The organism is Sphingobium sp. B7D2B, assembly GCF_025961895.1.
Classification (GTDB): Bacteria; Pseudomonadota; Alphaproteobacteria; order Sphingomonadales; family Sphingomonadaceae; genus Sphingobium.
On the sequence record NZ_JAOQOM010000001.1, the window covers coordinates 724,373 to 750,697 of the forward strand.

Annotated in this window: 19 protein-coding genes, 1 tRNA gene, 1 pseudogene and 1 riboswitch; of the genes and pseudogenes, 12 read left to right on the forward strand and 9 right to left on the reverse strand. The window is 65.3% G+C overall.

The annotated features are described in order from the left end of the window. The first annotated feature begins 6 nt into the window (after positions 1-6). From M2341_RS03150 to M2341_RS03160, 3 genes are read left to right on the forward strand one after another with little or no spacing between them, the layout of a single operon-like run. Positions 7-693, forward strand: coding sequence for a C39 family peptidase (locus M2341_RS03150; protein WP_264584196.1), 687 nt, complete (start codon positions 7-9; stop codon positions 691-693). 2 nt (positions 694-695) lie between these two features. Then, complete coding sequence (locus M2341_RS03155; RefSeq protein ID WP_264584197.1) at positions 696-1,436, forward strand: hypothetical protein; 741 nt, start codon at positions 696-698, stop codon at positions 1,434-1,436. 49 nt (positions 1,437-1,485) lie between these two features. Next, entirely contained in the window at positions 1,486-2,793 is a 1,308-nt protein-coding gene (locus M2341_RS03160; RefSeq protein WP_264584198.1) for a transporter, read from the forward strand. 29 nt (positions 2,794-2,822) lie between these two features. Here the strand turns inward: M2341_RS03160 and M2341_RS03165 are convergent. Beyond that, positions 2,823-3,098, reverse strand: a pseudogene (locus tag M2341_RS03165) (integrase); the annotation flags it as partial. Between the two features lie 342 nt (positions 3,099-3,440). On the opposite strand from M2341_RS03165, the gene M2341_RS03170 reads away from it, so the two are divergent. Beyond that, the gene (locus M2341_RS03170) at positions 3,441-4,091 is read left to right on the forward strand and encodes a recombinase family protein (protein WP_264584199.1); all 651 of its coding nucleotides are present in this window, start codon (positions 3,441-3,443) and stop codon (positions 4,089-4,091) included. 23 nt (positions 4,092-4,114) lie between these two features. Continuing rightward, positions 4,115-4,825, forward strand: coding sequence for a hypothetical protein (locus M2341_RS03175; RefSeq protein WP_264584200.1), 711 nt, complete (start codon positions 4,115-4,117; stop codon positions 4,823-4,825). Positions 4,826-5,109: 284 nt separating this feature from the next. Here the strand turns inward: M2341_RS03175 and M2341_RS03180 are convergent. Both M2341_RS03180 and M2341_RS03185 read right to left on the reverse strand, forming a co-directional pair. Continuing rightward, positions 5,110-5,196: transfer RNA gene (locus M2341_RS03180), tRNA-Leu, on the reverse strand. 154 nt (positions 5,197-5,350) lie between these two features. Beyond that, positions 5,351-7,105, reverse strand: a complete 1,755-nt coding sequence (locus tag M2341_RS03185) for a PAS domain-containing protein (protein ID WP_264584201.1) — start codon at positions 7,103-7,105, stop codon at positions 5,351-5,353. Positions 7,106-7,318: 213 nt separating this feature from the next. On the opposite strand from M2341_RS03185, the gene M2341_RS03190 reads away from it, so the two are divergent. After that, positions 7,319-8,884, forward strand: coding sequence for a carbon-nitrogen hydrolase family protein (locus tag M2341_RS03190; RefSeq protein ID WP_264574361.1), 1,566 nt, complete (start codon positions 7,319-7,321; stop codon positions 8,882-8,884). 24 nt (positions 8,885-8,908) lie between these two features. Here M2341_RS03190 and M2341_RS03195 read toward each other — a convergent pair whose 3' ends face one another. From M2341_RS03195 to M2341_RS03215, 5 genes are all read right to left on the reverse strand, one after another. Beyond that, on the reverse strand, positions 8,909-10,510 hold the full coding sequence (locus M2341_RS03195; RefSeq protein WP_264584202.1) for a GMC family oxidoreductase: 1,602 nt from the start codon (positions 10,508-10,510) through the stop codon (positions 8,909-8,911). 28 nt (positions 10,511-10,538) lie between these two features. Further along, on the reverse strand, positions 10,539-11,051 hold the full coding sequence (locus M2341_RS03200; protein WP_181558620.1) for a nuclear transport factor 2 family protein: 513 nt from the start codon (positions 11,049-11,051) through the stop codon (positions 10,539-10,541). Between the two features lie 3 nt (positions 11,052-11,054). Further along, a complete protein-coding gene (locus tag M2341_RS03205) occupies positions 11,055-11,525 on the reverse strand; it encodes a DUF3237 family protein (protein ID WP_264584203.1) in 471 nt (156 codons plus the stop codon). A gap of 114 nt (positions 11,526-11,639) precedes the next feature. Beyond that, positions 11,640-13,244 (reverse strand): ShlB/FhaC/HecB family hemolysin secretion/activation protein, encoded by a 1,605-nt coding sequence (locus M2341_RS03210; protein ID WP_264584204.1) that lies wholly within the window; start codon positions 13,242-13,244, stop codon positions 11,640-11,642. A gap of 110 nt (positions 13,245-13,354) precedes the next feature. After that, on the reverse strand, positions 13,355-14,554 hold the full coding sequence (locus M2341_RS03215; RefSeq protein WP_264584205.1) for a hypothetical protein: 1,200 nt from the start codon (positions 14,552-14,554) through the stop codon (positions 13,355-13,357). 140 nt (positions 14,555-14,694) lie between these two features. After that, positions 14,695-14,772, reverse strand: a riboswitch (cyclic di-GMP riboswitch). 171 nt (positions 14,773-14,943) lie between these two features. Here M2341_RS03215 and M2341_RS03220 point away from each other — a divergent pair. The 6 genes from M2341_RS03220 (at position 14,944) to M2341_RS03245 (ending at position 23,615) form a co-directional block, all read left to right on the forward strand. Continuing rightward, positions 14,944-15,546, forward strand: coding sequence for a TetR/AcrR family transcriptional regulator (locus M2341_RS03220; RefSeq protein WP_264574370.1), 603 nt, complete (start codon positions 14,944-14,946; stop codon positions 15,544-15,546). Positions 15,547-15,871: 325 nt separating this feature from the next. Next, the gene (locus M2341_RS03225; protein WP_181558624.1) at positions 15,872-16,276 is read left to right on the forward strand and encodes a hypothetical protein; all 405 of its coding nucleotides are present in this window, start codon (positions 15,872-15,874) and stop codon (positions 16,274-16,276) included. Beyond that, positions 16,273-17,532: an efflux RND transporter periplasmic adaptor subunit gene (locus tag M2341_RS03230; protein ID WP_413715194.1), complete on the forward strand. Its 1,260-nt coding sequence runs from the start codon at positions 16,273-16,275 to the stop codon at positions 17,530-17,532. The genes M2341_RS03225 and M2341_RS03230 overlap by 4 nt, the downstream gene beginning before the upstream one ends. Positions 17,533-17,658: 126 nt before the next feature. Further along, positions 17,659-20,835 carry an efflux RND transporter permease subunit gene (locus tag M2341_RS03235; protein ID WP_264576631.1) on the forward strand — a complete coding sequence of 1,059 codons (3,177 nt, stop codon included), beginning with the start codon at positions 17,659-17,661 and terminating at the stop codon, positions 20,833-20,835. 17 nt (positions 20,836-20,852) lie between these two features. Continuing rightward, complete coding sequence (locus tag M2341_RS03240) at positions 20,853-22,259, forward strand: efflux transporter outer membrane subunit (RefSeq protein WP_264584206.1); 1,407 nt, start codon at positions 20,853-20,855, stop codon at positions 22,257-22,259. A gap of 117 nt (positions 22,260-22,376) precedes the next feature. Next, on the forward strand, positions 22,377-23,615 hold the full coding sequence (locus M2341_RS03245) for a GGDEF domain-containing protein (protein WP_264584207.1): 1,239 nt from the start codon (positions 22,377-22,379) through the stop codon (positions 23,613-23,615). Positions 23,616-23,673: 58 nt separating this feature from the next. Here M2341_RS03245 and M2341_RS03250 read toward each other — a convergent pair whose 3' ends face one another. Further along, positions 23,674-25,911 (reverse strand): TonB-dependent receptor, encoded by a 2,238-nt coding sequence (locus M2341_RS03250; RefSeq protein WP_264584208.1) that lies wholly within the window; start codon positions 25,909-25,911, stop codon positions 23,674-23,676. Positions 25,912-26,325: the final 414 nt, after the last annotated feature.

Below are 26,325 nucleotides of genomic sequence, written 5' to 3' on the forward strand. Positions count from 1 at the left end.
GCGCGCATGCTCCTTGCCGCACTCATGCTGCTCTCCGGCTGCAGTGCGCAGGTGAGCGGAGGGCCAACGTTCCAACTCGGAGCGGCGGGTCTTGGCGATGTCGCGACGCCTGTCACATCGTTCGAGGACCGGCGATTTTTAACGGTCGTTCGGCAGCAATATGATTTCAGTTGCGGTTCGGCTGCCCTCGCCACGTTGCTGACTTATCATTATCGCCGGAGCAGGGCGGAAGCCGACGTGTTCAACGGCATGTGGCGCGTGGGAGACCGCGCGCAGATTACCCGGCTCGGCTTTTCGTTGCTCGACATGAAGCGCTACCTTGCCAATGCCGGCCTCAGCGCGGACGGATACAAGGTCTCGCTCGACCAAGTCGCTGCGGCAGGCGTGCCCGGCATCGCGTTGATCGAGGCGAACGGCTATCGCCATTTCGTCGTGGTCAAAGGCATCAGCGCGGAGGAGCTGCTGATCGGAGATCCGGCGCTCGGTCTGCGCACCATGTCGCGACCCGCGTTCCAGCGCGCTTGGAACGGCATTTATTTCGTGATCGGCGAGGATACTGCGGTGGGGCGCAGCGCCTTTAATGGGGATCGGCAGTGGGCGGCCTTCTCCCGCGCACCGGTCGGCGCCGCATTCGTTCAGCCGCTCAGCCAGCAAGCACTGGCTTTGACTGCGCCCTTCATGAGGGACTTCTAGCCATGAACCGCCATCTCATCTCGGCCGTTGCAGCAGTTGTCCTCTGCAACCCCGTCTTCGCGCAACCGCCGGTCGAGGGACACGAGCCGGTGCCGGAGGATGTTCTGGCCGAAAGCCGCGGCAAATTCCTCCTCCCCAACGGTGTGGAAGTCGCCATGGCCGTACAGACCGATACGAGCGTCGACGGGCAATTGCTCCTGCGCAGTGTCTTCACCGTCGATCAGGGCGCGCCGCGCCTTGCCATCTACGCGCCACAGTCGACAAGGCAGCCCGATGCGCCAGGCACCAGCGGCCCCTCGCAACACGCGGGCAACCCGGGTGATGTCTGGGTCAGTTTCGACCGCGAGAGCGGTGTCTCGCTCGTCGAGCGGAGCTATCGTCCGAGCGTCGGCGCCGTCACCGTGAGTACGGGCGAGCAGGCGGAGATCGGCCTCAGCCCCGATGGATCGACACCACTCCCGCTAGGCCCGGGCGATCGCGCGCAGACCCAGAACGGCACGGTCGGGCTCGACCGGCTAGGCAGCGGTTTCAAGGTGACCTTGTCGAAGCAGGATCTGGAGGTCAGCCACGTGTTTGGGCAGGCCTTGGGCAGTGTGCTCCTCAACAGCGGTAACAACCGTGCGATCGAGACCAGCACGACGATCAACCTCGATCTGATGAACGCCACGCCCGCGACCGTCGGCTCGGCCATGCCGAGGATCGACAGCATGGCGCTTGACGCGACGCGGGATCTTATTCGTTGAAGGAAGGACACAAATGACCAGAATAGGTCGGCTCCTGGGGGGAGTGGCAATGCTTGGCGGCGCACTGGCTGCATCACCGGCATGGGCCCAGCCAACGGGCACCGCGCTGCCACAGTCGAGCAATGCTAGCCCCGAACTGAAGCAGGCGCTCAGCCTCATCGCCCGGCAGCAACAGCAGTTGGAAGCGCAGGAGGCGCGCATTCGTGCGCTGGAGCAGCGCCTTGCCATGGATGCGCAACCAAGTGGCGCAACGGCGGCGCCATCGGCAGCAAATCCGCCGCAAACTGTTCAGTCCGCCAGCAACGCTGTCCCGCCGCCGCGCGCGCCCAATGGTGCGCCCCAGGCCCCGGCTGGCCCCGTGGGGGAAGCGCCACCCGATATCGATCGCCCGCCCGAGGTCGCGGTGCTGGGAGAGCAAGGCAGCGTCGTGACCCGGCGCGGTCAGCTCACCGCCGAGCTTCAGCTCGATTATGCGCGGGCCGACCGCAACCGTGCGCTTTTCCGCGGCATCGAAGTGGTGGAGTCCGTGCTCGTTGGCGTGTTCGACATCAACGAGAGCCGGCAGGACGTGCTCACGGCATCCGCCGGCCTGCGTTATGGGCTCCTCGGCAATGTCGAGATCGGCGCCCGTCTTCCGTTCGTCTATCGCAATGACAAGTCGGTGCTGGCCCCGATTCAGGGCACGACGGGCGATCCCGATGCGGCGACCATCGATAGCAGCACCAGTGGCCGGGGGATTGGCGACCTTGAGTTGTCGGCGCGCTATCAGCTGAGCTCTGCGCGGGGCGGCTGGCCGTTCCTGATCGGCAATTTGCAGGTTGTGGTGCCCACCGGCACCGACCCCTTCGACATCTCTCGGGATACGCTGGGCCGCGCGACCCGCGCCGCCACGGGGTCCGGCTTTTGGGGCGTGACGCCGAGCCTGACCGCAATTCTGCCCAGTGACCCAGCCGTCCTGTTCGGCTCCATTGGTTACACCCGCAATTTCGGTCACGGGGTCGACACGGTCATCCCGCCGGTGCGTATCACCTATGTGAAGCCGGGAGACGCGATCTCCGTCAGCATGGGGATCGGCGTATCATTGAACCAACGCACCTCGTTCAACCTGGGTTATGCGCACAGCTGGTCCTTCGGCACGCGCACCACGCAGCGCCTGCTGATGCCCACGATGGACTGGGGCGACCCGCAGGTGCAGACGGCGCGCGATCTCCAGATCGGCCGCCTGCTGTTCGGCGTAAGCTACCGCGCGACGGACCGCACGACGCTGAACTGGTCCGTCGAGATGGGGGCGACCGAAGATGCCACCGATCTGCGCACGGTGCTGCGCATCCCGTTCGTGTTGTCGAGGGGCAGGTGACGCCGCGGAACGTAGTCGTTCCAGCGCGCCTTGCCTGTTTTCTGCTGCCTTACAATGGCCCGCGTTCGGATCTGCCCGCTGCTGACTAGGTCGCCAAATCTTCATTTGCACCTGATCGCAGCCGCGGAGTTTGCTGTTCGATCGCTAGATCGAACAGCGCTCGATCTCATAACCGGCGTCGCTGATCGAGGTAGAAGCGAATCTCCCAAATTTGTTTCGGCTTCAGGGCACGCCTTCACGCCGACTGTCCTTCCTGCATTCTAGGTCCGATGCTTGGTGTTGGGTTCTGTTTCAGGCATCTCCATGATCATTCTCCAATGGCCAGAATCGCCATCTGGAGAATGCTCGACCTATTGAGGGGATGAATTCAGCAGGGCACCTGGCGACCAGTGTCGGTCGTTCCCATCAGCCAGGATGAATGACCGCTCGCGGCAAAACCTGCTGTTAGTGTGAATCTCAGAGGCCAAGCAAGATTCGCCCTTATACCGGCCGTTAAGACACCAGACCGCGCTTCCTAAGACCAGCCATTTATTTGCTGAAACAGGGGAGCCCACCGCCTCGGCCAACAGTAAGATCGAGGTGACACGCTAGGCTGTGAGGGGCAGCTCCGGATCATTTGGAATGATGATGTCGGGCTGCTGGCAGATGTGGAAGCCGGGAAGATCGACGTGATCGTGGTCTACAAGGTTGACCGCTTGACCAGAGCCCTCTCGGACTTTGCCCGCATCGTCGAGATCCTCGATGCCCGGGGCGCCAGCTTCGTCTCAGTCACGCAGGCGTTCAACACCACCAGCAGCATGGGGCGGCTCACCCTCAATGTGCTGCTCTCCTTTGCCCAGTTCGAGCGCGAGGTGACTGGTGAGCGCATCCGCGACAAGATCGCCGCCTCGAAGAAGAAGGGCATGTGCATGGGCGGTAACCCCCCGCTTGGCTATGATGTGAAGGACAGGGCGCTGGTCATCAACCAGGCCGAGGCGAGCCAGGTCCGCCATATCATGACCCGCTACCTTGCGCTGGGCTCCCTGCAGGCCCTGGTCGAAGAGTTGTTGCGGGATGGCTATCGCACCAGGCAGCTTCACGGCCGGGGCGGCATCGCGTTCAGCCGCGGCGCGCTCTCTCACCTGCTTGGCAGTGCCATCTATCGCGGCAAGGTCGTGCATGAGGGCACGATCTATGACGGCCAGCAAGAAGCGATCGTCGATGAGGTACTTTGGGATGCGGTTCAGCGTCAGCTGGAACAGGGACGCACCCCCCCCCGGCCAAGCGGTCTCCCAGGCGCAGCTTGCTCACCGGCCTGATCCACGATGGGGAAGGCCGAAAGATGTCGCCCAGCCACACGGCCAAGGCGGGCAAGCGCTATCGTTATTATGTAACCCATCCCAATACGCTCATCGGCAGCAGCGAAAAACCATGGCGGGTCAGCGCGCCGGAGATCGAGCGCATCGGCACGGATCGCCCGAAGGGCTGGCTCACGGATCATCGGGCTCTCGTCGAGTTCGTCGGCGCCCAACGTGCCATAGGTGCGCTGACCAGAGCATCCCAGGTTGCAGCCGATCTGCACAAGGCATCAAAGCGTCCGGCGATGCTGACGATGCTCCTCGGTCGGATCGACATGGCAGAGGAGAGCATCACTCTCACACTCCACCGTAACAAGCTGCTGGCCCTCCTGGGTCTGGATCAGCTTGCCCATGACCGTCCGGTGCAACTGGCCAGCCGCGCGATCCGCATCCGGCAAGGCAAGGATGTCCGTATGATCGTCAGCGACTCGCAGGATCGGTCAGCGGATACGATCAACAAGCCACTCGTCGCACTGATCGCAGAAGCGCGAGCGCTGCATCAAGCGCTGCTCGGCGCCCCCGAGCACAGTCTGGCATCGCTTGCTGATGCGCAGGGCAAGTGCCGCAAGCGGTCCGCGCAGTTGATGCGGATCGCGACGCTTGCGCCTGACATTGTGGCGCAATGCATCGAGGGCATCCAGCCGGTTTCGCTCACGACCAAAGGTCAGCATCGATCTGCCGATCAGCTGGAGTGAGCAGCGGGCTTTGCTCGGCTGCAGGTAACTTCCGTCACCCATCTAGGGAAAGCGTCGGCCGGATGTCCTCCGGCCGTTTTTTGTTCGATGCCGCGCAGCGTTGACCCGCAGTGAGGTCTGGAAAGTGACCACTGAGATAAAGGGGCAGAAATGGCTGACGGTGCCCGCGTGCTTGGTCTGCAGACCTCAACTGGCGGAATGAGAGCGCCAAAACGGCGCAGTTCTGCACCAGTTTTGCTATGGCCATACCACCGCTCACGAATCTCGGGGAATTACGGACTATCTGGTGCGGGCGGTCGGACTCGAACCGACAAATCCTTGCGGATGGCGGATTTTGAGTCCGCTGCGTCTACCAATTCCACCACGCCCGCACGGCGCGAACCCCTTGATGCAGCGCGCTGCGGGGATGGCTGGCGCGCCTATATCTCACCTTTTTAGGAAACGCCAGATGCTCGGTGGCGTTCATGGGCCGTGCGTGAGAATAGATCGTCTCACGCCCGCGCCCTGGTCAGCCGGCCTGCGCGATCAGGCTTCCGCGTGGCCGTAATCGGAGCGGTGCCGGCGGGCATCGCCGGCGGTGGGCCGGTTCTTGAGCGCCTGCTCGACCCTGTTGAGCAGTTCGGCCGGGCGATAGGGCTTGCCGATCACATCTTGCGATATGGTCTGCGGGCCATCGGAGACGAGCTGCTCATTATAGCCGGTGGTCATAAGGATCGCGATGCCGGGCGCCAGCTTCACGGCTTCCTCAGCCAGCAAAATGCCATTCAGGCTGCCGGGCATGACGAGATCGGTGAAGAGAAGATCGACGGGGTCTGCCTCCATCAGGGTCTGCAGCGCCTTGAGACCCTCATCGCCGGAGATGGCGGTCGAGACGCGATAGCCAGCGCTTTCGAGGATCTCGCGGGACAGAGCCATGACTTCAGGGCTGTCTTCCACCACCAGAATATGGGCCTTGCCGGAGGGGCCATCGGCGGGCGCGGCCGCGGTGATGGGGGCGGGGTTGCCGGCGCGGTCATCCTCGTCATTCTGCACGGAGACCGGGAAAAGCAGGCGGATCGTACTGCCGACGCCCTGTTCGCTTTCAATTTCCAGCCGGCCCCGCGACTGCTGCAGGAAGCCGCTGGCCATGGCGAGGCCGAGGCCCGTGCCCTGGCCGGTGGGCTTGGTGGTGAAGAAGGGCTCCGTCGCGCGCTGGGCGACATGGGCGGGCATGCCTTCCCCCTCATCCGTCACCTCAAGGCTGATATAGTCGCCGGGCGGAAGCTGGCGGGCGGCGGCATCGCCATTGAGATGCAGCTTGCCGGTCGTGATGGTCACCAGCCCGCCGGCGTCGCGCATCGCGTCCTTGGCGTTCATCACGATGTTGAGCACCGCCATCTCGAACTGGTCGGGATCCACATGGATGCGCGGCAAGCCCCGCCGCAGGCTGAGGTGCAGCTCGATATCGCTGCCGAGCGCGCTCTCCAGCACCTGCACGAAGCTCTGCACGCAATCGCTCACGTCCACTGATCGGGGCGTGAGGCGCGTCTTGCGGGCGAAAGCGAGCAGCTGTCCGGTTAGCTTGGCGCCGCGCGCGGCGGCGTGCTGGGCATTCTCGATATGCCGCCCGGCCCGCTCGTCGTCGATGCGGTTCGAGGCCAGTTCCAGGCTGCCGCCGATGACCTGCAGCAGATTGTTGAAGTCATGGGCAAGGCCAGCGGTCAGTTGCCCGATCGCTTCCATCTTCTGCGCCTGGCGCAGCACCTGCTCGGTTTCGCGCCGCTTGGTGACGTCCAGCTGGCTGGCGAAAAAGTAGAGCAGCTTGCCGGAGACGTCATAGACCGGGCCGATGAACACCGCGTTCCAGAACGGCGTGCCGTCGCGCCGGTAGTTGAGGATTTCGAGCGCGATGGACTCGTGCCGCGCCACGGCATCGCGCAGCTCGGCGATCCGCTCGCGGTCCGTCTCGGCGCCTTGCAGGAACCGGCAGTTGCGCCCGATGATTTCGCTCTCTTCGTAAAGCGTGAGGTCCAGAAACGCCTTGTTGGCAAAGACGATGGGATTGTCCGGCAGATTGGGATCGGTGAGGATCATCGGCATCCGCGTCATTTCGATCGCGGCGAAAAACACGTTGCCCCGTTCGCTCAGGCCCGGCGCGGTGATGGTACGCTCACGCCAGTGATCCTTGCCGCGCACGGTCACCCGGCCTTCGGCTGCTTCAGTGCCCTGATTGTCGTCCGAAGCGGCGGTATCCCCGTTTTCAGCCGCGAAGTCGTTGTGATCGCCCGATTCTATCGCCAAGGTCGCATTCCCTGTGGTTGCCCGCTCCAGCCGTCCGCGACTTTGAAGCCAGCATGATAAACGCTTCAGGACCGAGCGGTTCCCGAAAACCGCCCAGAATGCCCTTGCGTACAGGGCGTGGCTAGTCGTCCGATTGTCGGGGTGCAAGACGATGTGGGGGCAGCCGGACTGCACGAACATGGACGCTGGGCGCGATCGCGCTATATCGCCTGCATGGCTCATACACAGGCAAAGCTCATCGTCCGTCCCGCGCTCGCCAAGGATGCGCGCGCGATCGCCCGGCTCTCCACCAAGGTCTATGGCAAGGCCGAGGCCATGACCGCCGCGCAAATTCGCGGCCAGATCAATAACTTCCCCGAAGGGCAATTCGTCGCCGATTATGAGGGCACCATCGTCGGCCACTGCGCCACGCTCATCGTCTCGCAGGAGATTGCCTTCGCGCCGCACAGCTGGGGCGAGATCACCGGCGATGGCTTCGGTACGCGCCATGACCCGGAAGGGGACGTTTTGTACGGCATGGAAGTCTGCGTCGATCCCGATTTCCGGCGTCTGCGTATCGGCCAGCGCTTCTATCGTAAGCGGCAGGAACTGTGCCAATATTTCGAGCTGAAGGGCATCGCCTTTGGCGGCCGCCTGCCGGGCTATGCGCGGCGGCGCCGGGATTATCCCGATCCGCAGGCCTATCTCGATGCCGCGATCGAGCGCAAGCTGCGCGATCCGGTGATCAATTTCCAGCTGGGGCAGGGCTTCCAGGCCAAGGGCATCCTGCCGGATTATCTGCCGGGCGACCGGGACAGCGCCGGCAATGCCGTACTCATGTTCTGGCCCAATCCGCTGGCGCCCGAGGAGGGGACAGGGCGCGCCCACCATGGCACCCTCAAGCTGCCGTCATCGGTGCGGGTTGCCACGGTGCAGTTCCAGATGCGCGGCATCACGCGGATCGAGCAGTTCGAGGAGCAGGTGGAGTATTTCGTCGACGTCGCGGCGGATTACCGCGCCGACTTCGTGGTGTTTCCCGAGCTCTACACGCTGGAACTGCTCTCCATCTCGCGCGCCAAGCTGGCGCCCAGCGAGGCCATCGGCAAGATCGCGGAATATACCGAGCGTTATTGCGCGTTCATGGAGAAGCTGGCGGTCAGCTACAATATCAACATCATCGGCGGCTCCCACCCCACGCGGGTCGAGAATGGCGATATCCGCAACATCAGCTATGTCTTCCTGCGCGATGGGGCGATGTACACGCAGGAGAAGCTGCACCCCACGCCATCCGAGCGGCGCTGGTGGAACATCAAGGGCGGCTTCGGCGCCGATGCCATTCCCACCGATTGCGGGCCGATCGGTGTGATGATCTGTTATGATTCCGAATTCCCGGAGCTGGCGCGGCACCTCGTCAATCAGGGCGCGCTGCTGCTGTTCGTGCCTTTTTGCACCGATGAGCGGCGGGGCTATCTGCGCGTGCGCTATTGCTGTCAGGCGCGGGCGGTGGAGAACCAGTGCTATGTCGTGACGTCCGGCGTTGTCGGCAATCTGCCGAACGTCGAGAATATGGACATTCACTATGCCGAGAGCGCGATCCTGACGCCCTCGGACTTCCCCTTCGCGCGCGATGGCGTGGCCGCCGACACCGCGCCCAATACCGAGACGATCGCCATTGCCGACCTCTCGCTGGATGACCTGCTGACCAGCCGGCAGAGCGGCGCCGTGCAGAACCTGCGCGACCGCCGCTTCGACCTCTACGGCGTGCAGTGGAAGGAGCCGCGCACCAAGCGGGCGCGCTGAGGCAAGCCGGGGACGGGGACGGCTCTAGCCCGCCTTCACCAGATCGGCGCCTTTCTCGCCGATCATGATCACGGTCGCATTGGTGTTGGCGCCGGGCACGGTCGGCATGACCGACGCGTCGATGACGCGCAGGCCGGTGACGCCCTTCACGCGCAGCGCGGGGTCGACCACGGCGTCCGGCCCGGTGCCCATGGTGCAGGAGCCGACGGCGTGCTGGCCGATCTCGACCACCTGGCGCACCCAGTCTTCCATCTCGTCATCGCTCTGCACCTGCTCGCCCGGCAGCAGTTCGGTGCCGGTGAGCGCGGCTTGCGGGGCGGTGCGGTAGATGCGGCGGGCCTCGCGGATGCCGCGGATCATGGTCTGCATGTCCCAGCGGTCGTCCATCAGGTTGAGGGTGATCGCCGGGCGGTCGTTCGGGTCGGTGGAGCGGAGCGTCATCCAGCCGCGGCTGCGCTGGTTGAGCACCACCACGCCGCAGGCCAGCTTGTGCGCCGGTGCGGGGCGGAAGGGCGGCATCCAAAGCCGCGCGCCGAAGGTCACCGGATTGCACATCAGCTGAATGTCCGGCTGCGCCAGCGCGGGGTCAGTGCGGATGATGACGTTGCAACTGTTGAGCTGCGTCGCGAACTTGCCGGTGCCGAGCATCAGCCACTGGACAAAATGGCGCGCGGCCCGGTCGAGCCGCAGTTCCTTGACGAAGGTGACCGGCTTGGTCGCCGCGAACTCCATCATGCAGCAGGGATGTTCGGAGATGTTGCGGCCGACGCCGGGCACATCGGCCTTCACCGCAATGCCCATCTCGGCAAGCTGTGCGGCTGGCCCCACGCCGGAGAGCAGAAGCAGCTGAGGGCTGTTATAAACGCCGCCGCTCAGAATGATCTCGCGGCGCGCGCGCACCTGGCGGGTCTGGCCGTCCACCGAATATTCGATGCCGACCGCCCGATTGCCGTCGAACAGGATGCGGTGGGCGAGCGCCTTCAGCCGCACATCCAGGTTCTCGCGGCCAAGGGCAGGGCGGATATAGGCTGCCGCAGCGCTGGCCCGTCGCCCGCGCTTGTCGATGGTGACCTCGCCCAGTGCGGGGCCTTCCGCATCCGCGCCATTGATGTCGTCGGTCGCCGGATAGCCGGCCGCCAGCGTCGCCTGCCGCAGCGGCTCGTGGAGCAGATGCCCGGTCTGGATCGGCGCGACGTGCAGCGGGCCGCCCACGCCATGATAGGCGCTTTCGCCCCGCCAGCTATCCTCCATGCGCCGGAAATAGGGCAGCACATCGTCATAGCTCCAGCCGCGCGCGCCCATTTGCGCCCAGGTGTCGAAATCATTGGGGTGGCCGCGCATGTAGAACATGCCGTTGATCGAGGAGGAGCCGCCGAGCACCTTGCCGCGCGGAATCCAGATCCGCCGGCCATTGAGATGCGGCTCCGGCTCGCCCATGTCGCCCCAGCTCAATTTGGGGTCGGCGATGGTCTTGAGGAAGGCGAGCGGCATGGCGATGTCCAGCCGCTTGTCGCTGCCGCCTGCTTCCAGCAGCAGAACCGACGTGCCGGGGTCTTCGCTCAGCCGCGATGCGACCACGCACCCGGCCGATCCCGCGCCCACCACGATATAGTCGAATTCATCCATCTCGTTTGGTCCGCCTGCCTGAATTGCTTCAATCCTGCCTGTCGTACAGCAGGCCCTTGAGCGGGGGTGGCAGCGGCCGACCTTCCCGCGCACCCGTCTGCCCCGCAAAGCCCGCGAGGATCGGGCCTGACCAGTCGCGGATCGTGCGCTGCGCCATGCGCCACACGCCATCCTCCTGCCGGAAGATGTCCTCATAATAGCCCATCACGTGCAGGGCGTGCGGGCCATCGCCCTGGCGCAGGGCCACGGCGCCATAGGAGATCGCCCGCGCGCCGCCTTCGCAGGGCGTGACGATGATGTTGGTGACATGATGCTGCCGCCCCGCCGAAGCGGGCTGATCGCGAATGAAGGTCGCGAAATGGCGGATGGCGTCGGCGCCCTGCCAGCGCAGCGGCGTCTCGAACGCATCCCAGATCAGCAGACCGTCGCGGGTGAAGCAGCCCACGAAAGCTTCGACATTGCCGGTATCCAGTGCCCAGGCATAATGCGCGATGGCATCGCGGATGCCGAACTGATCGTCGGCGGAAAGGCGGGTGGTCATGCTTCAGGTCACCGCATAATAATCGAAGAAGGTCGAATTGCCCCGCCGCTCGGCAATGCCGACGAAGACGGTGCGGTTGAGCCAGCCGTGCCGCCCTTCCGGCGCCTCGAAGCGCGGTGTGATGCGGCAATAATTGTCCTGGGGGTCGACCTGCTCGCCGGCCTCGATCCGTGCCGTCATCTCCGGATTGGCATAGGCGATGCCGCGATTGTGGATGTAGATCATGGCGCCGTCATCGGCTTCCAGCATGTAATGCGCCTCGAATTCGACAAGGCCGCTGGACCAGAGCCGGGGCCAGTCCCCGCCCGAATAGGGCACGACATGGCCGGAAAGACGCGGGCCGCTCACCACCCCGCCGGCGAGCGCGACGAAGCCGCGCGTGTAGCTTTGCAAGGCCGGCTGGAACCGCGTGCGCGGCCCTTCGCCGAAATCGAGGCGAACGTGGAAAGCCAGGTCGAGCGCCGGAACGTGCACATCATCCTCCCCCGCGAGCGTTCATGCCGCTCGTCAGATTGATTTTGTCTGCACGCTTGTGCCGGAACCCGCCTGCGAATGCCAAGGCAAAAAAAGCGGGAGCGGCGCGTTCGCTTATCGCCGCAATTTCAGGAACCAGCCGATGTTGAAGCGCCAGCCGTCCCCGGCGTTGGGAAAGGGCGCCTCGATGACGCGCGCGGCTTCCAGCGAGAGCGAGGCGCGGGTGGTATAGTTGAGGCGCAGCCCACCGCCGGCCGAGGCCATGGAATAGCTGGCTGCCGGGAGGCCGGTGCGGGCGTTGAGACGCACGCGGGCGCCGTCGACAAAGCCATAGACTTCCGACCCCTGCAGGCGCGTGGGCAGCTTGGGACGCAGGGCCAGTTCGAACAGACCGGCCATGCCCTTGTCGCCGCTCAGAAGGGCCGTCTCGAATGCCCGCCCAATCTCCGGCCCGCCCACCGAGAAGCGCTCGTTGCCGCCGAGCCGGTCGCCGCTATACTGGCCGCTCAGCCGCAGCCGTCCAACAAGGCGCTTGCCGATCATCCGATCATAATTGGCGCGCCCGGCAATCTTGGTGAAGTCGATATCGGTAAAGCCCGGCACCCCGCGCGCGCCGAGCATATCGAGGCCTCGGCTGCCGGTGATGGCAAGGCTCAAGGCGCTCTTGTCCGCCATGATCGAGTAGCCGGCGGCCGCGCGCACGGCCCGGATGCGGTCGGAGGAAATGACCGATCCGAGATAGGCCGCATCGCTGTTCAGCCCGTCGATGCCGGCGCTGACGGTGAGATTGCGTTTATATCCGCGAATGACGGGGTAGGAGAGGCTGAGCCCGAGCGTCTGCGCCTCGCCAACGATCGCGGGCGCCTGCAGCCGCGTATCCAGCCAGGAGGCCGAGAGGCCGAGAGTGAGGCCGTCCGTGCCGAGCGGCGTCTGGTGGCTGAACCCGGCATAGCGATAGCGCTTCAAATCGGCGGCGCCGAGAAGGGTCAGGTCGCTGCGGTCGCCATCGCGCAGCAGGCTGTAGAATTTGGCCGATGCGCGCCACTGGCCGCTGCCCAGCCCGCTCTGGGTGCGGTTATCGAAGCCGAAGGAGAAATCGCTATACTCCCGCTCCGGCGTAATCGCGAGGCGAACGCCGCCGGCCTGCGCGCCGCGCAACATATTGGCGTCGATCTTCGCCCCGGGAATGTCGCGCATCAGCGAGAGGCTGCGTTCCAGCGTGCGGCGGCTGAGCGGGTGCTCGCGCGCCAGCGGGGCTGCATAGGCCTGGATGAGCGGCGAGGCGCCCTTGGGATAAGCGATATCCTCGATAAACCCCTCGGCCAGCAGTACGCGGACATGGCCCTCGGCCAGATCCTGCTGCGGAATGGCGACCGTATAGAGCGCGATGCCGGTCTTGGCATAGGCATCGGAAATCCTCTTGGCGAGGGCGCCCAGAGTCTCACGCGTGGCCGGCTGGCCGACGAAGGCCCGGGCAGCTTCGGCGACCGGCGCCGGCGCGTCGACGCCGGAAAAGGTCACGCTGCGGATCGGCGCGGCGGTGGCCTGCGCCTCGACGGCGACTTGGCCTGTCGGATCATCCGCAGGCGGCCGCTCCTGTGCGGGCAGTACCGGGGTGGGGCCGGGCTGGCTTTGATCGATGAGGGGCGGTGTCAGGCCGCTGCCCGTGGGCTGGGCGATGGCGATCAGCGCAATGGCTGCAGGCAGGAGCGCGACCATATGGACCTTTCGGAATGGGAGCGGTGAGTGCGCGGCGGGTCTTGAGACCGCCCGCCGCGCACCGGAGGGAAGGTTGCGCCGAGGTTGGCGACTTGAGGCGGGGTGGCTGTTTAGCGGCCCAGTCCCAAAGAAGTGCCGACCGTGTTCAGCGTGCCGGTTACCGGCGCCAGCAAGCCGCCATTGGTCGTCGTGCCGGCCCCTGCGCCTGCACCGGCTTCGACGCTGCCGCCAACGCCTAGCGCACCGCCGACCGAGCCGACCGTGGCACCGACCGTGCCGAGCACGCCGCCATTTACGTCGCCGCCCGTGGCTGTTCCACCGCCAAGCACGCCGCCGCCTGACACGTCACCGCCCACGCCCACGGCGCCGCCGACAGACCCGACGGTCGAACTCACGGCGCCGAGCACGCCGCCCACGGCCCCCGTGCCCCCGCCGGGCAGGGACGCGCCGTTCGGGAGGACATTGGCGTTGACCAGCGCCGGATCGCCGCTCCCCAGCAGCTGATTGCCGCCGAGCGCGACGTTCAGCAGGTTGTCGGAAATGCCGCCGGTGGGTGCCGTAATGTTGGTCACCCGTACATCGGCGATGCCGTTCACGGTGGCCAGCGCGGTATTGCCTGCGTTCAGCACGCCGGCGGATGCGAGCGTACCCGTCGGCTGGGTGTCGCCAAGCACGCCAACGCCGATCGCGCCCGCTGTGCCATCAAGACCGTTGGTCACGGTGCGACCGCCAACATCGATGGACACCACATCGCCGACCACGCCTTGCGCGCCCTGCAGCAGCAGCGTGCGGCCCTCGCCGGCATCGACCAGCACCGTCCCGGTATCCTGCAGCACCCGCGTGATCGTGCCGGTCACGGGCTGCGTGACTGGCAAGGCAGCGGCGATGGGGGTGGTCACGCCTTGCTGGCCATCCGCCACGCCGAGCACGGCATTGCCGGCCGTCGCCAGAACCGGGGAGACCTGCGTGACGACGCCCCCAGCCAGACCGCCGCCGGTGCTACCGCCGCCATCGGCCGAACCGCCGCCGCCGGTATTCCCGCCGCCAGTATTTCCACCGCCCGTGTTCCCACCGCCAGTGTTTCCACCGCCGGTGTCAGTCCCGCCCCCGCCATTGTTGCTGCCGCCATCGCTGCCGCCACCCGACCCGGGCGCCGGCGAGCCGACATTGGCGTAGCGGGAATAACCGCTAGTCTCGCAAGCGCTCAGCAGCATGGCCAGCGCAGAGCAGGCAGCTATGGCGGGCATGGCCCGGCGTAGTCGTGACGTTCTGTTGGATCGGAATGTTGTCGTGGAAAGAACCTGAGCCATTGCGTCATCTCCTGTCAGGCTTGCAGCCGGGCTGGAGACGGGAGCTATCCGATGGCGAGCGAATGTGGCGCGGAGCGGTGTGGAGCGATCATAGCCAGAGCGAGGCGTAGACACGCACACACAGCTCCGACCTCGGCTCCTTCGGCAACCCCGCTACCTTGAACCCAAGGCCGGAAGCTTTGCGTCACGGCGTTACCACCGCTTTGCCATTATCGGGATCGGAGTGATCCTGCGCTTAAAATGTCAAGCTCTGGAAAAGGTTCATGGAAAAGAGTCTGAACTTAACTTTTATCATGCCTGGGAGAACGTGCCGCTCGAGCGGGACCGTCCTGGCTCCCTTCGTCGCACCGGACTCGACAAGCCCGGCGAGGAATTCTATACCGCCCGATATGGAACAGACCGCCATCAGGGGTCGGCCCCGCGAATTCTGCTGCGAGCAGGCGCTTGCGGCCGCGTTGCGTGTGTTTTGGACCAAGGGTTATGAGGGCGCGTCGCTCAGCGAACTGACGGACGCGATGGGGATCACCCGCCCGAGTCTCTATGCCGCGTTCGGCAACAAGGAGGCCTTGTTCCGCCAGGCGCTCGATCTCTACGAGCGGGAAAAGCTGGCCTATATCGGTCCGGCGCTGGATATGCCCACCGCGCGCGGTGTGGCGCAGCATCTGCTCGATGGCGCGCTCTCCACGATTGCCGGCAATGGCCAGCCCACCGGCTGCCTCAGCGTGATCAGCGTCACCGCCTGTGGCGCGGAAGCGCAATCGATCCGTGAGGAAGTGCTCAAGCGCGGCGAGACCGTGAAGCGGGCATTGGTGGCCCGGATGCAGCGCGCCATCGACGAGGGCGAGTTTGTCGGGCCCGCCGATGCGGAAGCGATCACGAAATATCTCATCGCCGTTTTGCAGGGCATGGCGGTTTTGGCCGGCTCCGGCACCACACGGGAGGAGCTGGAGCGCGTTGCCGAGACGACTATGGGGATGTGGCCTAGCCGCTGAAGCGCCTGGGGACCCAAGACCGATTTTGCGCGCTGCAAAATAAAATATCGGTCGGTACAAAAAACCGGGTTGACGCCTGAATATCCGATTAATATACCAGTCAGTACAGAAGGCATGGGGGTGCGTGCGGCTTGGCCGGGCGCGTTCTGCTTGCCCGACTTGATTTGACAGCAATTTCATAGGTTCTGGTTTCGGGACGGACGCGCCGGTCGCGCACCGTCTTTCCCGGATCGGTCCCTGGCATCCGCGATGCGCGCGCCCGGCAGCACTGGCTGTCCGGGGCTGCCCCGTCGTGCCTGCCGGGGAAGCAGGAGGAGACACGGTGATGGCATATCTGGATCTGAGAGATGGCGGGGCACGGGCGATGGTCCCGGGTGTCACTGCATCGGAGGCTGCAAGCCTTCAGGTGCAGGATGGCCACCTCCTTCCGGTCGAGTGGACGATTGTCCGCCTTGCGCGGGAAGACGGGTTGTCTTCGCTGCGCGAGGAGAGCCGCCTGGGCCGCCTGCTGCGCCTCGTTTTCGGCTTCCGCCGGGCCATGCCGCTGGCGAGCGCGCGCCTCGAAGCGCTGCGGCGCATCGCGGTGCTGAGCTGGCACCATGGCTACAACATCGCCCCGTCCGAGCTCGGTCGCTTTTACGAGGCCGGCTATACGACCCATCAATATGAGACGCTGCTCCGCCACATCGGCGCCCTGCGTCTGTCGATCAAGCGGAGGAACCGCGCATGAACATGCTCAAGAAACTCAGCCCGGCGGAAGCCACGCCCATCGAGGCCGGCGCCACGCGGCGCCGCTCGCTGACCCGCGCCGCCTGGGTGGCGCTGCCGGTGCTCGCCATTGCCGGGGGCTATGCGCTGATGCGCCCGTCGCCCCCGGCCCAGGCCGCGATGGCGGCACCCACCGTCACCGTCTCTGCGCCGCTCGCACGCGAGATCATGCTGTGGGACGATTATGTCGGCCGGTTCGAGCCGAGCCGTGCGGTCGAGGTGCGTCCGCGCATTTCCGGCCAGATCACGGCCGTGCATTTCACGGACGGGCAGATGGTCCGCGCTGGCCAGCCGCTCTTCACCATCGATCCGCGCCCCTTCCAGGCTGCGCTGGCCGAGGCGCGCGCTGGTGTCGCCACGGCCCAGAGCGATCTCGCGCTGGCCCGCAGCGATCTTGAGCGCGCCGAACGGCTGGTGGCGGTAGAAGCCGTTTCCAAGAGCGAAGTCGACCGGCTCCGCGCCCGCGTCTCGGCAGCATCGGCTGCGCTGGCCGGTGCGCAGGCCCGTGCCCGCAGCCGCGCGCTGGACCTAGAGTTCACCACCGTACGCGCGCCCATTGGCGGCCGCATCTCGGATCGGCGGATCGACCCCGGCAACCTCGCCTCATCGGGAGAGGGCGCATCCGGCACGTTGCTCACCACCATCAACGCGCTCGATCCGATCTACTTCACCTTCGAGGGGTCGGAGGCGCTGTTCCTCAAGACTAAGCGCGATGCCGATGCCGATGCCACCCCGGTCGAGATCAAGCTGCAGGACGAGAATGCCTATCGCTGGAAGGGCAAGCTCGACTTTACCGATAACGGCCTGGATCCGCGCTCGGGCACCATTCGCGCCCGCGCCGTGCTGCCCAATCCCGATCTGTTCCTGACGCCCGGCATGTTCGGCAATATGCGGCTCTCCACCGGCTCTGCCACTCGCGCGCTGTTGGTGCCGGACACCGCCGTGCAGACCGATCAGGCGCGCAAGACGCTGCTCGTCGTCGGCAAGGATGGCACCGTCGCCGCCAAGCCGATCGAGCTTGGGCCGGTTGTCGATGGCCTGCGCGTCGTGCGGGCCGGGCTGGATCCCGCGGATCAGGTGGTGATCGTTGGCACCCAGCTCGCCATGCCCGGCGGCAAGGTGCAGGTCCGCAAAGGCCGCATTGCGCCTGAGACGCAGCCGGCGACGCCTGCCGCCGCCACCGCGCTGATGTCCGGCCAGGCCACGTTTACGCGCTAGGTCGTGATCGGCTTCGCCTGAAGCCCATCCTGATCCGGTCCCTTTTGCTTTCCGCATGTCCGAGCCGTCAGGTGAAGCCGCCTGACCCGGACATGCTCTGAGCGCTGCCCCCGAGGAGATCTCCTCATGCGTCTGTCCCGTTTCTTCATCGACCGGCCGATCTTCGCGGCCGTCATCGCCGTCATCATCACGATCATCGGCGCGATCAGCTATTTCTTCCTGCCCGTTTCGCAATATCCCGAGGTGGTGCCGCCGACGGTGACCGTCTCGGCCATGTATCCCGGCGCCTCTGCCGAGACCGTGGCGGAGACCGTTGCCAGCCCCATCGAGCAGGAGATCAACGGCGTCGAGAACATGCTCTATCTCTCGTCGCAATCGACGGGGGACGGGCGCGTGGTCGTCACCGTCACCTTCAAGCAGGGCACGGACCTCGATGAGGCGCAGGTTCTGGTGCAGAACCGCGTCGCCATTGCCGAGCCGCGCCTGCCGCAGGAGGTGCAGCGCCTCGGCATCGTTACCAAGAAGACCTCGCCGGACTTCCTGCTGGTGGTGAACCTCATTTCGCCTGATGGCTCGCTCAATCGCGAGTATATTTCCAATTACGCGCAGACCCGCATCAAGGACCGGCTGGCCCGCATCGAGGGCGTGGGCGACGTGCAGCTGTTCGGCTCGCGCGATCTCTCCATGCGCGTGTGGATCGATCCGCGCCGTGCGGCGGCGCTGGGTCTGACGGCCGGCGACATCGTCTCCGCGCTGCGCCAGCAGAATGTGCAGGTCGCTGCCGGCACGCTCGGCCAGCCCCCCTCGGGCGGATCGGCCTTCCAGCTCAATGTCGAGACGCAGGGTCGCTTCACCGATCCGCAGCAGTTCGCAAATGTCGTCATCCGCACCGACGATCAGGGCCGGCAGGTCCGCGTCTCCGATGTCGCCCGCGTTGAGCTGGGCGCCGAGGATTACGGCACGTCGGCCTATCTCGGCGACAAGGACAGCGTCATCATCCCCGTCTTCCAGATGCCGGGATCGAACGCGCTGGCCGCTGCCGAGGCGATCAAGGCCGAGATGAACGTCTTGGCCAAGGACTTTCCGCAGGGCCTTGAATATCGCATCGTCTACAACCCCACCGAGTTCATCCAGAAGTCCATCGACGAGGTCGTGAAGACGCTGGTCGAGGCGGTGATCCTCGTCGTGCTCGTCATCATCGTCTTCCTGCAGAAATGGCGGGCGGCGCTGATCCCGGTGCTGGCGATCCCGGTCTCGCTCATCGGCACCTTCGCGGTGCTGGCGGGCATGGGCTATTCCATCAACAACCTGTCGCTGTTCGGCCTCGTGCTCGCCATCGGCATCGTCGTCGATGACGCCATCGTCGTGGTCGAGAATGTCGAGCGCAATCTGGAGAACGGGATGACCCCGCTCCAGGCCGCGCGCACCTCTATGGACGAGGTGGGCGGTGCGCTCATCGCCATCGTGCTGGTGCTCTGCGCCGTGTTCGTGCCGACGCTGTTCATCGGCGGCATGTCGGGTGCGTTCTACCAGCAGTTCGCGATCACCATCTCGGCCGCGACGATCATCTCGCTGGTCCTCTCGCTCACTTTGTCGCCGGCCTTCGCAGCGCTGCTGCTGCGGCACCGCCATGCCTTGCCGGAGGGTGCGCCGCGCTGGCGCCAACTCACCGAGCGGGCAGGCGATGCGTTCAATCGCGGGTTCGACCGGTTCAGTGCCCGTTATGCGACCCTGACCGCGCGGCTGGTCCGCCAACCCAAGAAGATCATGGCAGCCTATGTCGGGCTCATCGCGGTGACCGTCGCTGCGCTGGTCTACACGCCGTCGGGCTTCATCCCGGCGCAGGATCAGGGCTATTTCTTCACGATCATTCAGTTGCCACCGGGCTCCTCCACCGCGCGCACCGATGCGGCGATGAAGAAGGTCGCCGAGCGGATGCTGCCCATTCCGGGCATCACCAACGCTGTCATGCTCTCGGGCTTCGACGGCGCCTCGGAGACGCGCAACGCCAGCTCATCAGCGGCATACTGGGTGCTCGATGATTTCGACGAGCGGGCCGCCAAGGGCCAGACCATCGACAAGCTAATGGAGGAAGCCCGCAAGGCGACCGCCGACATCAGCGAGGCGCGTCTGATGATCGTCAAGCCGCCGCTCATCCGCGGCATCGGCTCGGCGGGCGGCTTCCGCCTGATGGTGCAGGATCGAGAGGGCGCCGGCTACAAGGCGCTCGAGCAGGCAGCCTACAGTGTGATCGGCCCGGCCAATCAGACGCCCGGCCTGTCCTTCGTCTACACTTTCTTCGACACTGCGACGCCGCGCATCTTCGCAGATATCGACCGCGAGAAGGCGCAGATGCTGGGCGTGCCCCCGGAGCGGGTGTTCGAGACGCTGCAGATCTATCTGGGCTCGGCCTTCGTCAATGACTTCAACCTGCTTGGCCGCACCTATCGGGTGACCGCGCAGGCGGACGAAGCCTTCCGGCGCACCACGGCGGACATCGCCAGCTTGCAGACGCGCTCGGACTATAACCAGATGGTGCCGATCGGCTCGATCGCCACCTTCCGGGATACGACCGGGCCGTATCGGGTGCAGCGCTACAATCTGGCGCCCGCTGTCGCCATCGATGGCGATACCGCGCCCGGCGCATCCTCGGGTCAGGCGCTGGATGCCATGGAGCAACTCGCCAATGCCAATCTGCCGCGTGGCTTCAGCCATGAGTGGACCGGCATTGCCTATCAGCAGAAGACAGCCGGCAACACCGCGGGACTCGTCTTCGGTCTGGCCGTGCTGCTCGTCTTCCTGGTGCTGGCGGCGCAATATGAGAGCCTTGTCATGCCGCTTGCGATCATCCTGATCGTGCCGATGTCGGTGCTGGCGGCTCTGGTGGGCGTCAACCTGCGCGGCATGGACAATAACGTGCTCACGCAGATCGGCATGATCGTGCTCGTGGCGCTGGCTGCCAAGAATGCGATCCTCATCGTCGAGTTCGCCCGGCAGGGCGAGCAGAACGGCATGACCACGCTGGATGCCGCCGTCCACGCTGCCGGGCAGCGCCTGCGGCCGATCCTGATGACCAGCTTTGCGTTCATCCTGGGTGCGGTGCCGCTGGTGCTGGCCACCGGAGCAGGCGCGGAGCTGCGGCAGGCGCTCGGCACGGCGGTTTTCTTCGGCATGGCCGGAGTCACCATCTTCGGCCTCATCTTCACGCCCACTTTCTACGTCGTGAGCCGCGCGCTCGGCGACCGGATTGCACGCCTGCGCGGGCGGTCCGGCGGCGATGCCGTGCCGGCGCCCGCCGAGTGAGTGAGGAGGACCCTATCATGACTGCTCATCGCATCTTCGCACCTCTTGTTTCCGCGCTGGCGCTTTCAGCGTGCGCGGTGGGGCCGGACTACGTCGCCCCCACGCCCCCCTCGGCGTCCTCCGGCCCCTTTCTTTCCGCCGCGGCCCCGGCCTTTGCGCCGGCCCCGGTCCAGCCGGACTGGTGGCGGCTCTACAATGACCTCGTGCTGGACGGGCTGGTCACCGACGCGCTCGCCGCCAATACGGATGTGCGCATCGCGCTCGCCCGGCTGGAAAAGGCCCGCGCCGGACTGCGCGGTGCCCGGGCGGATCGCCTGCCGCGCACCGATCTCTCGGCCAGTGGCGATTATGGCCGCCTGCCCGCGAGCCAGCGCGCGCCGGGAGCGCCGCGTGAGGATTGGGCGCTCGATGCCGGACTGTCGGTCTCCTATGAGGTCGATCTGTTCGGGCGTGTGAGCCGGGGCGTGGAAGCCGCGCGCGGCGATGCCGATGCGGCCGCCGCCGATGCCGACGCCGTGCGCGTCGCCGTCGTCGCCGATACCACGCGGGCTTATGCCGATGCCGCCTCGGGCGCGGCGCAACTGGCCGTCAATCGCGAGATCGTGGGACTGCTCGACCGGTTGCTGGACCTGACCGGCAAGCGGCGCGAGGCGGGCCTCGCGACCACGCTCGATGTCTCGCGGATCGCCGCCTTGCGCGACCAGCGCGCCGCCGACATTCCGCTCATCGAGGCGCAGCGTCAGGCCGCGCTCTTCCGCCTCGCCACGCTCACCGGCCGGACTCCGAACGCCTTGCCGGAGATTGCCGGCCAGCGCAGCATCGGGCTGGAAATCCGGCAGGCCCTTCCGGTCGGGGATGGGGCGGCCTTGCTTGCCCGCCGCCCGGATGTGCGCGCGGCCGAGCGCCGTCTCGCCGCTGATACCGCGCGCATCGGCGTCGCCACGGCGGACCTTTATCCGCGCATCAGCCTTGGCGGTTCGGGTGGATCGACCGGCAATGATATCGGTGCGATGTTCGGCGGTGGCCCACTGCGCTGGCTGCTGGGGGGACTCATCAGCTGGTCCTTCCCCAATCAGGAGGCGGCCCGCGCGCGCATCGCCGGCGCAAGGGCGGACAGCGATGCCGCGCTCGCCGCCTTCGACGGCGCAGTGCTCAACGCGCTGGAGGAAACCGAGACGGCGCTCTCGACCTACGGCCACGCGCTAGAGCGCCGCCAACGCCTGCAGGCCGCCCGCGATTCCGCCGGCGCCGCCGCGCGCATCACCCGTGCCCAGCAGCGCGAGGGGGCCATCGACTCCCTCCAGCTGCTCGACACCGAGCGCACCTTTGCAGAGGCAGAAGCCGCGCTCGCCGCACAGGATGCCGAGGTCGCGCGCGCGCAGATCGATGTGTTCCGGGCGCTGGGCGGGAGCTGGGCGAACTGAGCGCGGCTCAATGGTCCCCGGACTTGCGATGAGTCGCGCGACCGACGCTGAAATGCTAATGGCATCTTAACATCCGCACCATAGCCCGTGCGGCTGAGAAGCTGTTGTGAGTCAGCAATGGACGAAGGTCAGGTTTCCAGTGAGCGGATCGACGCAATCGAACGCGCATTGTCGCGGCCTGTTGGCCAGATCGCTCTGGAGCCGTCCCTCGAAACCGCCTATCTCGACCGCACTGACCTGAAAAGGCGCACAACCATTGCCAGCTGGCACATCGGGGCGCTGATTGCCAATCTGGCGTGCCTGCCTCTGGATTATATCGTCGGTCAGCTGCAGCTGGGGCTGGCATTGCGGTTGGGTATCACGACTCCGGCCTATCTGCTGGCCATGGTGATCATGATCCGGGGCCCGAAGCGGTTGCAGAACGCCGCCATCATCCTGCCCATGGTGATCTTTGTCGCGACCGTGACCTATCTCGGGCTTCAGGTGGGGCAACCGCATAGCGATCGCTATTTGATGGCCGCGGCTCTGCTGCTGATCTTTAAAAATCTCGCAATCCCTACCTCGGTGCGGCAGGCGCTGGCGACCACGACGCTGTCGATCCTCTCCATGTTCGGTCTGGCCTTTCTACTGCGCGGCCCGAACATCGAATCCCTTACCCTCTGCGGATTCATTACCCTCGCGTCGTTCCTGCCGCTCGTTATGCGCTGTCAGGCAGAGCGCTCTGCGCGAAATGCGTTTCTCATCGAACTGAGGGACGAACTCAAATCCGCCCAGCTTGTTGCCTTGACCCAGGCGTTGGCGGAGCTTGCCGAGACGGACCCGCTGACCGGCATGCGCAACCGGCGGAGCCTTTCGGAGACGCTGAACGGCAAATGGGCGGCGGCAAGCGTGGACAACGCCTGGTTCGGTATCCTCATGATCGATATCGACCGCTTCAAGCTGTTCAATGATACCGCAGGGCATGATGCCGGCGACCGCTGCCTGGAGCGGGTGGCCTTGGCGTTGCAGAGCGAGGTTCACCGGCAGGGACATTATATCGCGCGCTTCGGCGGCGAAGAGTTCACCGCGATCACTTATGGCCTTGCGCCCGAACCGGCCCTCGCCTTTGCCGAGACGCTCCGGCGCGCGGTGCTCGATCTCGCCATTCCACATCCCGGCTGCGAGGATGTCGCGCCGGTCACGGTCAGCATTGGTGTGGCGGTGTTGCAGCCTTCGGCTCAGGACTCCGTGGAGGATGTCATCGGCGCGGCGGACGGCGCGCTTTACAAGGCCAAGGCAAACGGACGGAACTGCGTTGTCGGCTCGGCGGGCATGTCTGGCTACATTGCGCGCACGCTCATGAAAGACGCTGGCTAGGGTCTGCCAGGAGAGAAGCGGGGCTGGCCACGGCGGGTGAACCAGCCCCATCTCTCAGTCAGAACTCGTACCGGACCCGCACGCCATATTCGCGCGGCGCGCCGTAGAACTCATTGTCGCCGAACTGGCCGGAGACATAGGTCTCGTCGGTCAGGTTAGTGCCATAGGCTTCGACCAGCAGATCACCATTCTGCACGCCAAGCCGGGCGCCGAGCAGTCCCCGTGAGGGCAGCCGGTCGCTGATCGGCGAGTAGCCGATATAGGTCCATTGCGGGCCGACATAGGCGTAGCTCACGCTTGGCGTGATCTTCACATCGCCCACCCACAGGTCGTAGCGCGCACCCAGATTATAGGTCCATTTGGGTGAGTAGAGATTGGAGCCGCCGCCCGTGGTGCGCAGAAACGGGGTATAGTCGATGCAGGTCGGCGGATTGGATGCCTGGCCTGTTGGGCACTGCACGGCCGGGGTTACGCCCGGGAATGCGCGGGCGTAAGCGCGCGTGTCCACGAAGGTCACGTCGCCCAGCTCGGAATCCACAAAGGCCACGCCCGCATCGAAGGTGAAGCCGGAGACCCGCGCCTGCACCTGCGCCTCAATGCCCTTCACCTTGGCATCGGTGAGGTTGGTCACCGCCGTCTGTCCGGTCGCCGGGTCGAGAGCGTCGAACTGGAAGGCATTATAGTCATAATAGAAGGCGCCAAGCTGGGTGCGCACTGCACCGCCCAGCATCGTCGCTTTCCAGCCGATTTCATAATCGATCACCGTTTCCGGATCGAACTCGGAGACCAGCGAGTTAGAACCGCCCGGTTTGTAACCACGCGCGACGAAGGCATAGAACAGGTTGTTCTCGTCCGGTGTCCAGTTAAGCGAGACCTTGCCAGTCATGCGTCCGTCCTTATGATCGCCGCTCAGATCCGCCACCTGCAAGCCGTTTGGCGGGAAGGTGGGGATGCCCCGACCGATCGAGACGCTGCCGCCGCCGGTCACCGAGAAGTGCGAGTAGCGCGCGCCCACGTCCAGCGCGAGTTGCGGCGTGATCTTGTACGTCACTTGGCCGAAGACGCCGGTGGTGGTCTTGTCATTGTCGATCAGAATGTCCGTCGGGAAGCCATTCGAGCGGTTCTCGATGATCACGTCGATCCGGTTGCGCTGATAATAGCCACCGACGATCCACGAAAGATCCTGATCGGTCGGCGAGATGATGTTGAACTCCTGCGTCCACACCCGCTCGCGCACGAACTGTTGCTGCGTCGAAACCGCGAGGCGCGTCGAATCCGCCAGGCTATAGCGCGCGGCATTGGTCGCATCGCTGTCGTAGAGGTTGAAGATGCGCTTGTTCTGGTAGCCGCTGAGCGAGCGCAGGGTAATGCCCGATCCCAGCTCGTAGCGCAGTTCCAGCGAGGCCTGGATCGCCTTCTCGTCATTCTGCGTCGGCGTGTCATAGTCGATCAGGCGCGGGTCGCTGGTGCGATAGGCTGCATAGGCGGTGCCGGTAATGGGGCGGTAGGCATAGCCGCCGGTTTCCTTGTCCGCGGCTTCCAGCTTGAACAGCGCCTGGAAGCTCTCGGTCGGCTTCCACAACGCACCGAAGCGGCCGGATAGCTCATCGAGCCGACCGGCCGAGCTGCCGGCGGAGCCGATGTCGGTGTAGAAGGAATCGCGCGTGCGCCATTTGCCGGCGCCGCGAATGGCCAGCGTGCGGGAGAGCGGCAGGTTGAGCACCGCTTCCACGCTGCGGGCGTCATAATTGCCGATCGAGCCCTCGATGGAGCCTTCCACGCCCGCAAGACTGGGGTTGCGGGTGTTGATGAAGATCGCGCCGCCGGTCGAGTTGGAGCCGACGAACGTGCCCTGCGGCCCGCGCAGCACTTCCACCGTGGCAATGTCGTAGAAGCTGGAGGTGGTGACGATGGGCGGCTGAAAGATGCCGTCCACATAGGTCGCCACGCCGTTTGCCACTGCGGGCGATCCGCTGGCGAGGCCGATGCCGCGAATGTTGACGTTCTGCGTCAGCCCGGCGTCTGTAACGGAGAGCGAGGGCACCACGGTCTGTAGCTCGTCCACTCGGGTGACGCCCTTCTCCACCAGGCCCTGGCCTGAGAGCGCGGTGGCGGCAACGGCGACCTTCTGGAGATTTTCCTCGCGCCGTTGCGCGGTGACGATGATCTCTTCCAGACCCTCGCCTTGCTGCGGGTTTTGCTGCGCCAGTGCGGGTGCCATCGCAACCACGCATGTCGTTGACGAAAGCAACGTCAGCAGTGCGCGGACGGCATAAACCTGTCGATTGGCTTTCATAACCTCCCTCTCCCTTGTCTATTTCCCCGGCCTCCTTTGGCTATTGTGCCTTCAGGTGCGTGCGAGGCTTCTCATTTTCATTTTCAGTCCGCCGACTGCGCCTTTGCCTCATCCATTTTTGGCGGCTTCCATGAGCCTGGCAGAGGATCGCGACGTGCTGTGCTATTGGTCTATGAGGTTTCGTTTGTTTCGGCGACTCCTTTCATTTATATGAAAAAGAAAATAGTCTGCCTGTGGCGCGCGGCCCACAGTTGCCGCTGAGCGAGAATGGGGAGGGGCGTGCAATAGAAATCAACATCGCGGCCACACCCCGACAGTTCCCGGACAGAGTCATTCTGCACGAAATTTGTAATCGATTGCTGATTCGCTGTCACGCGTTTACTGTGAGGGCGCCTTGTGGAGAGGAACGGAAGA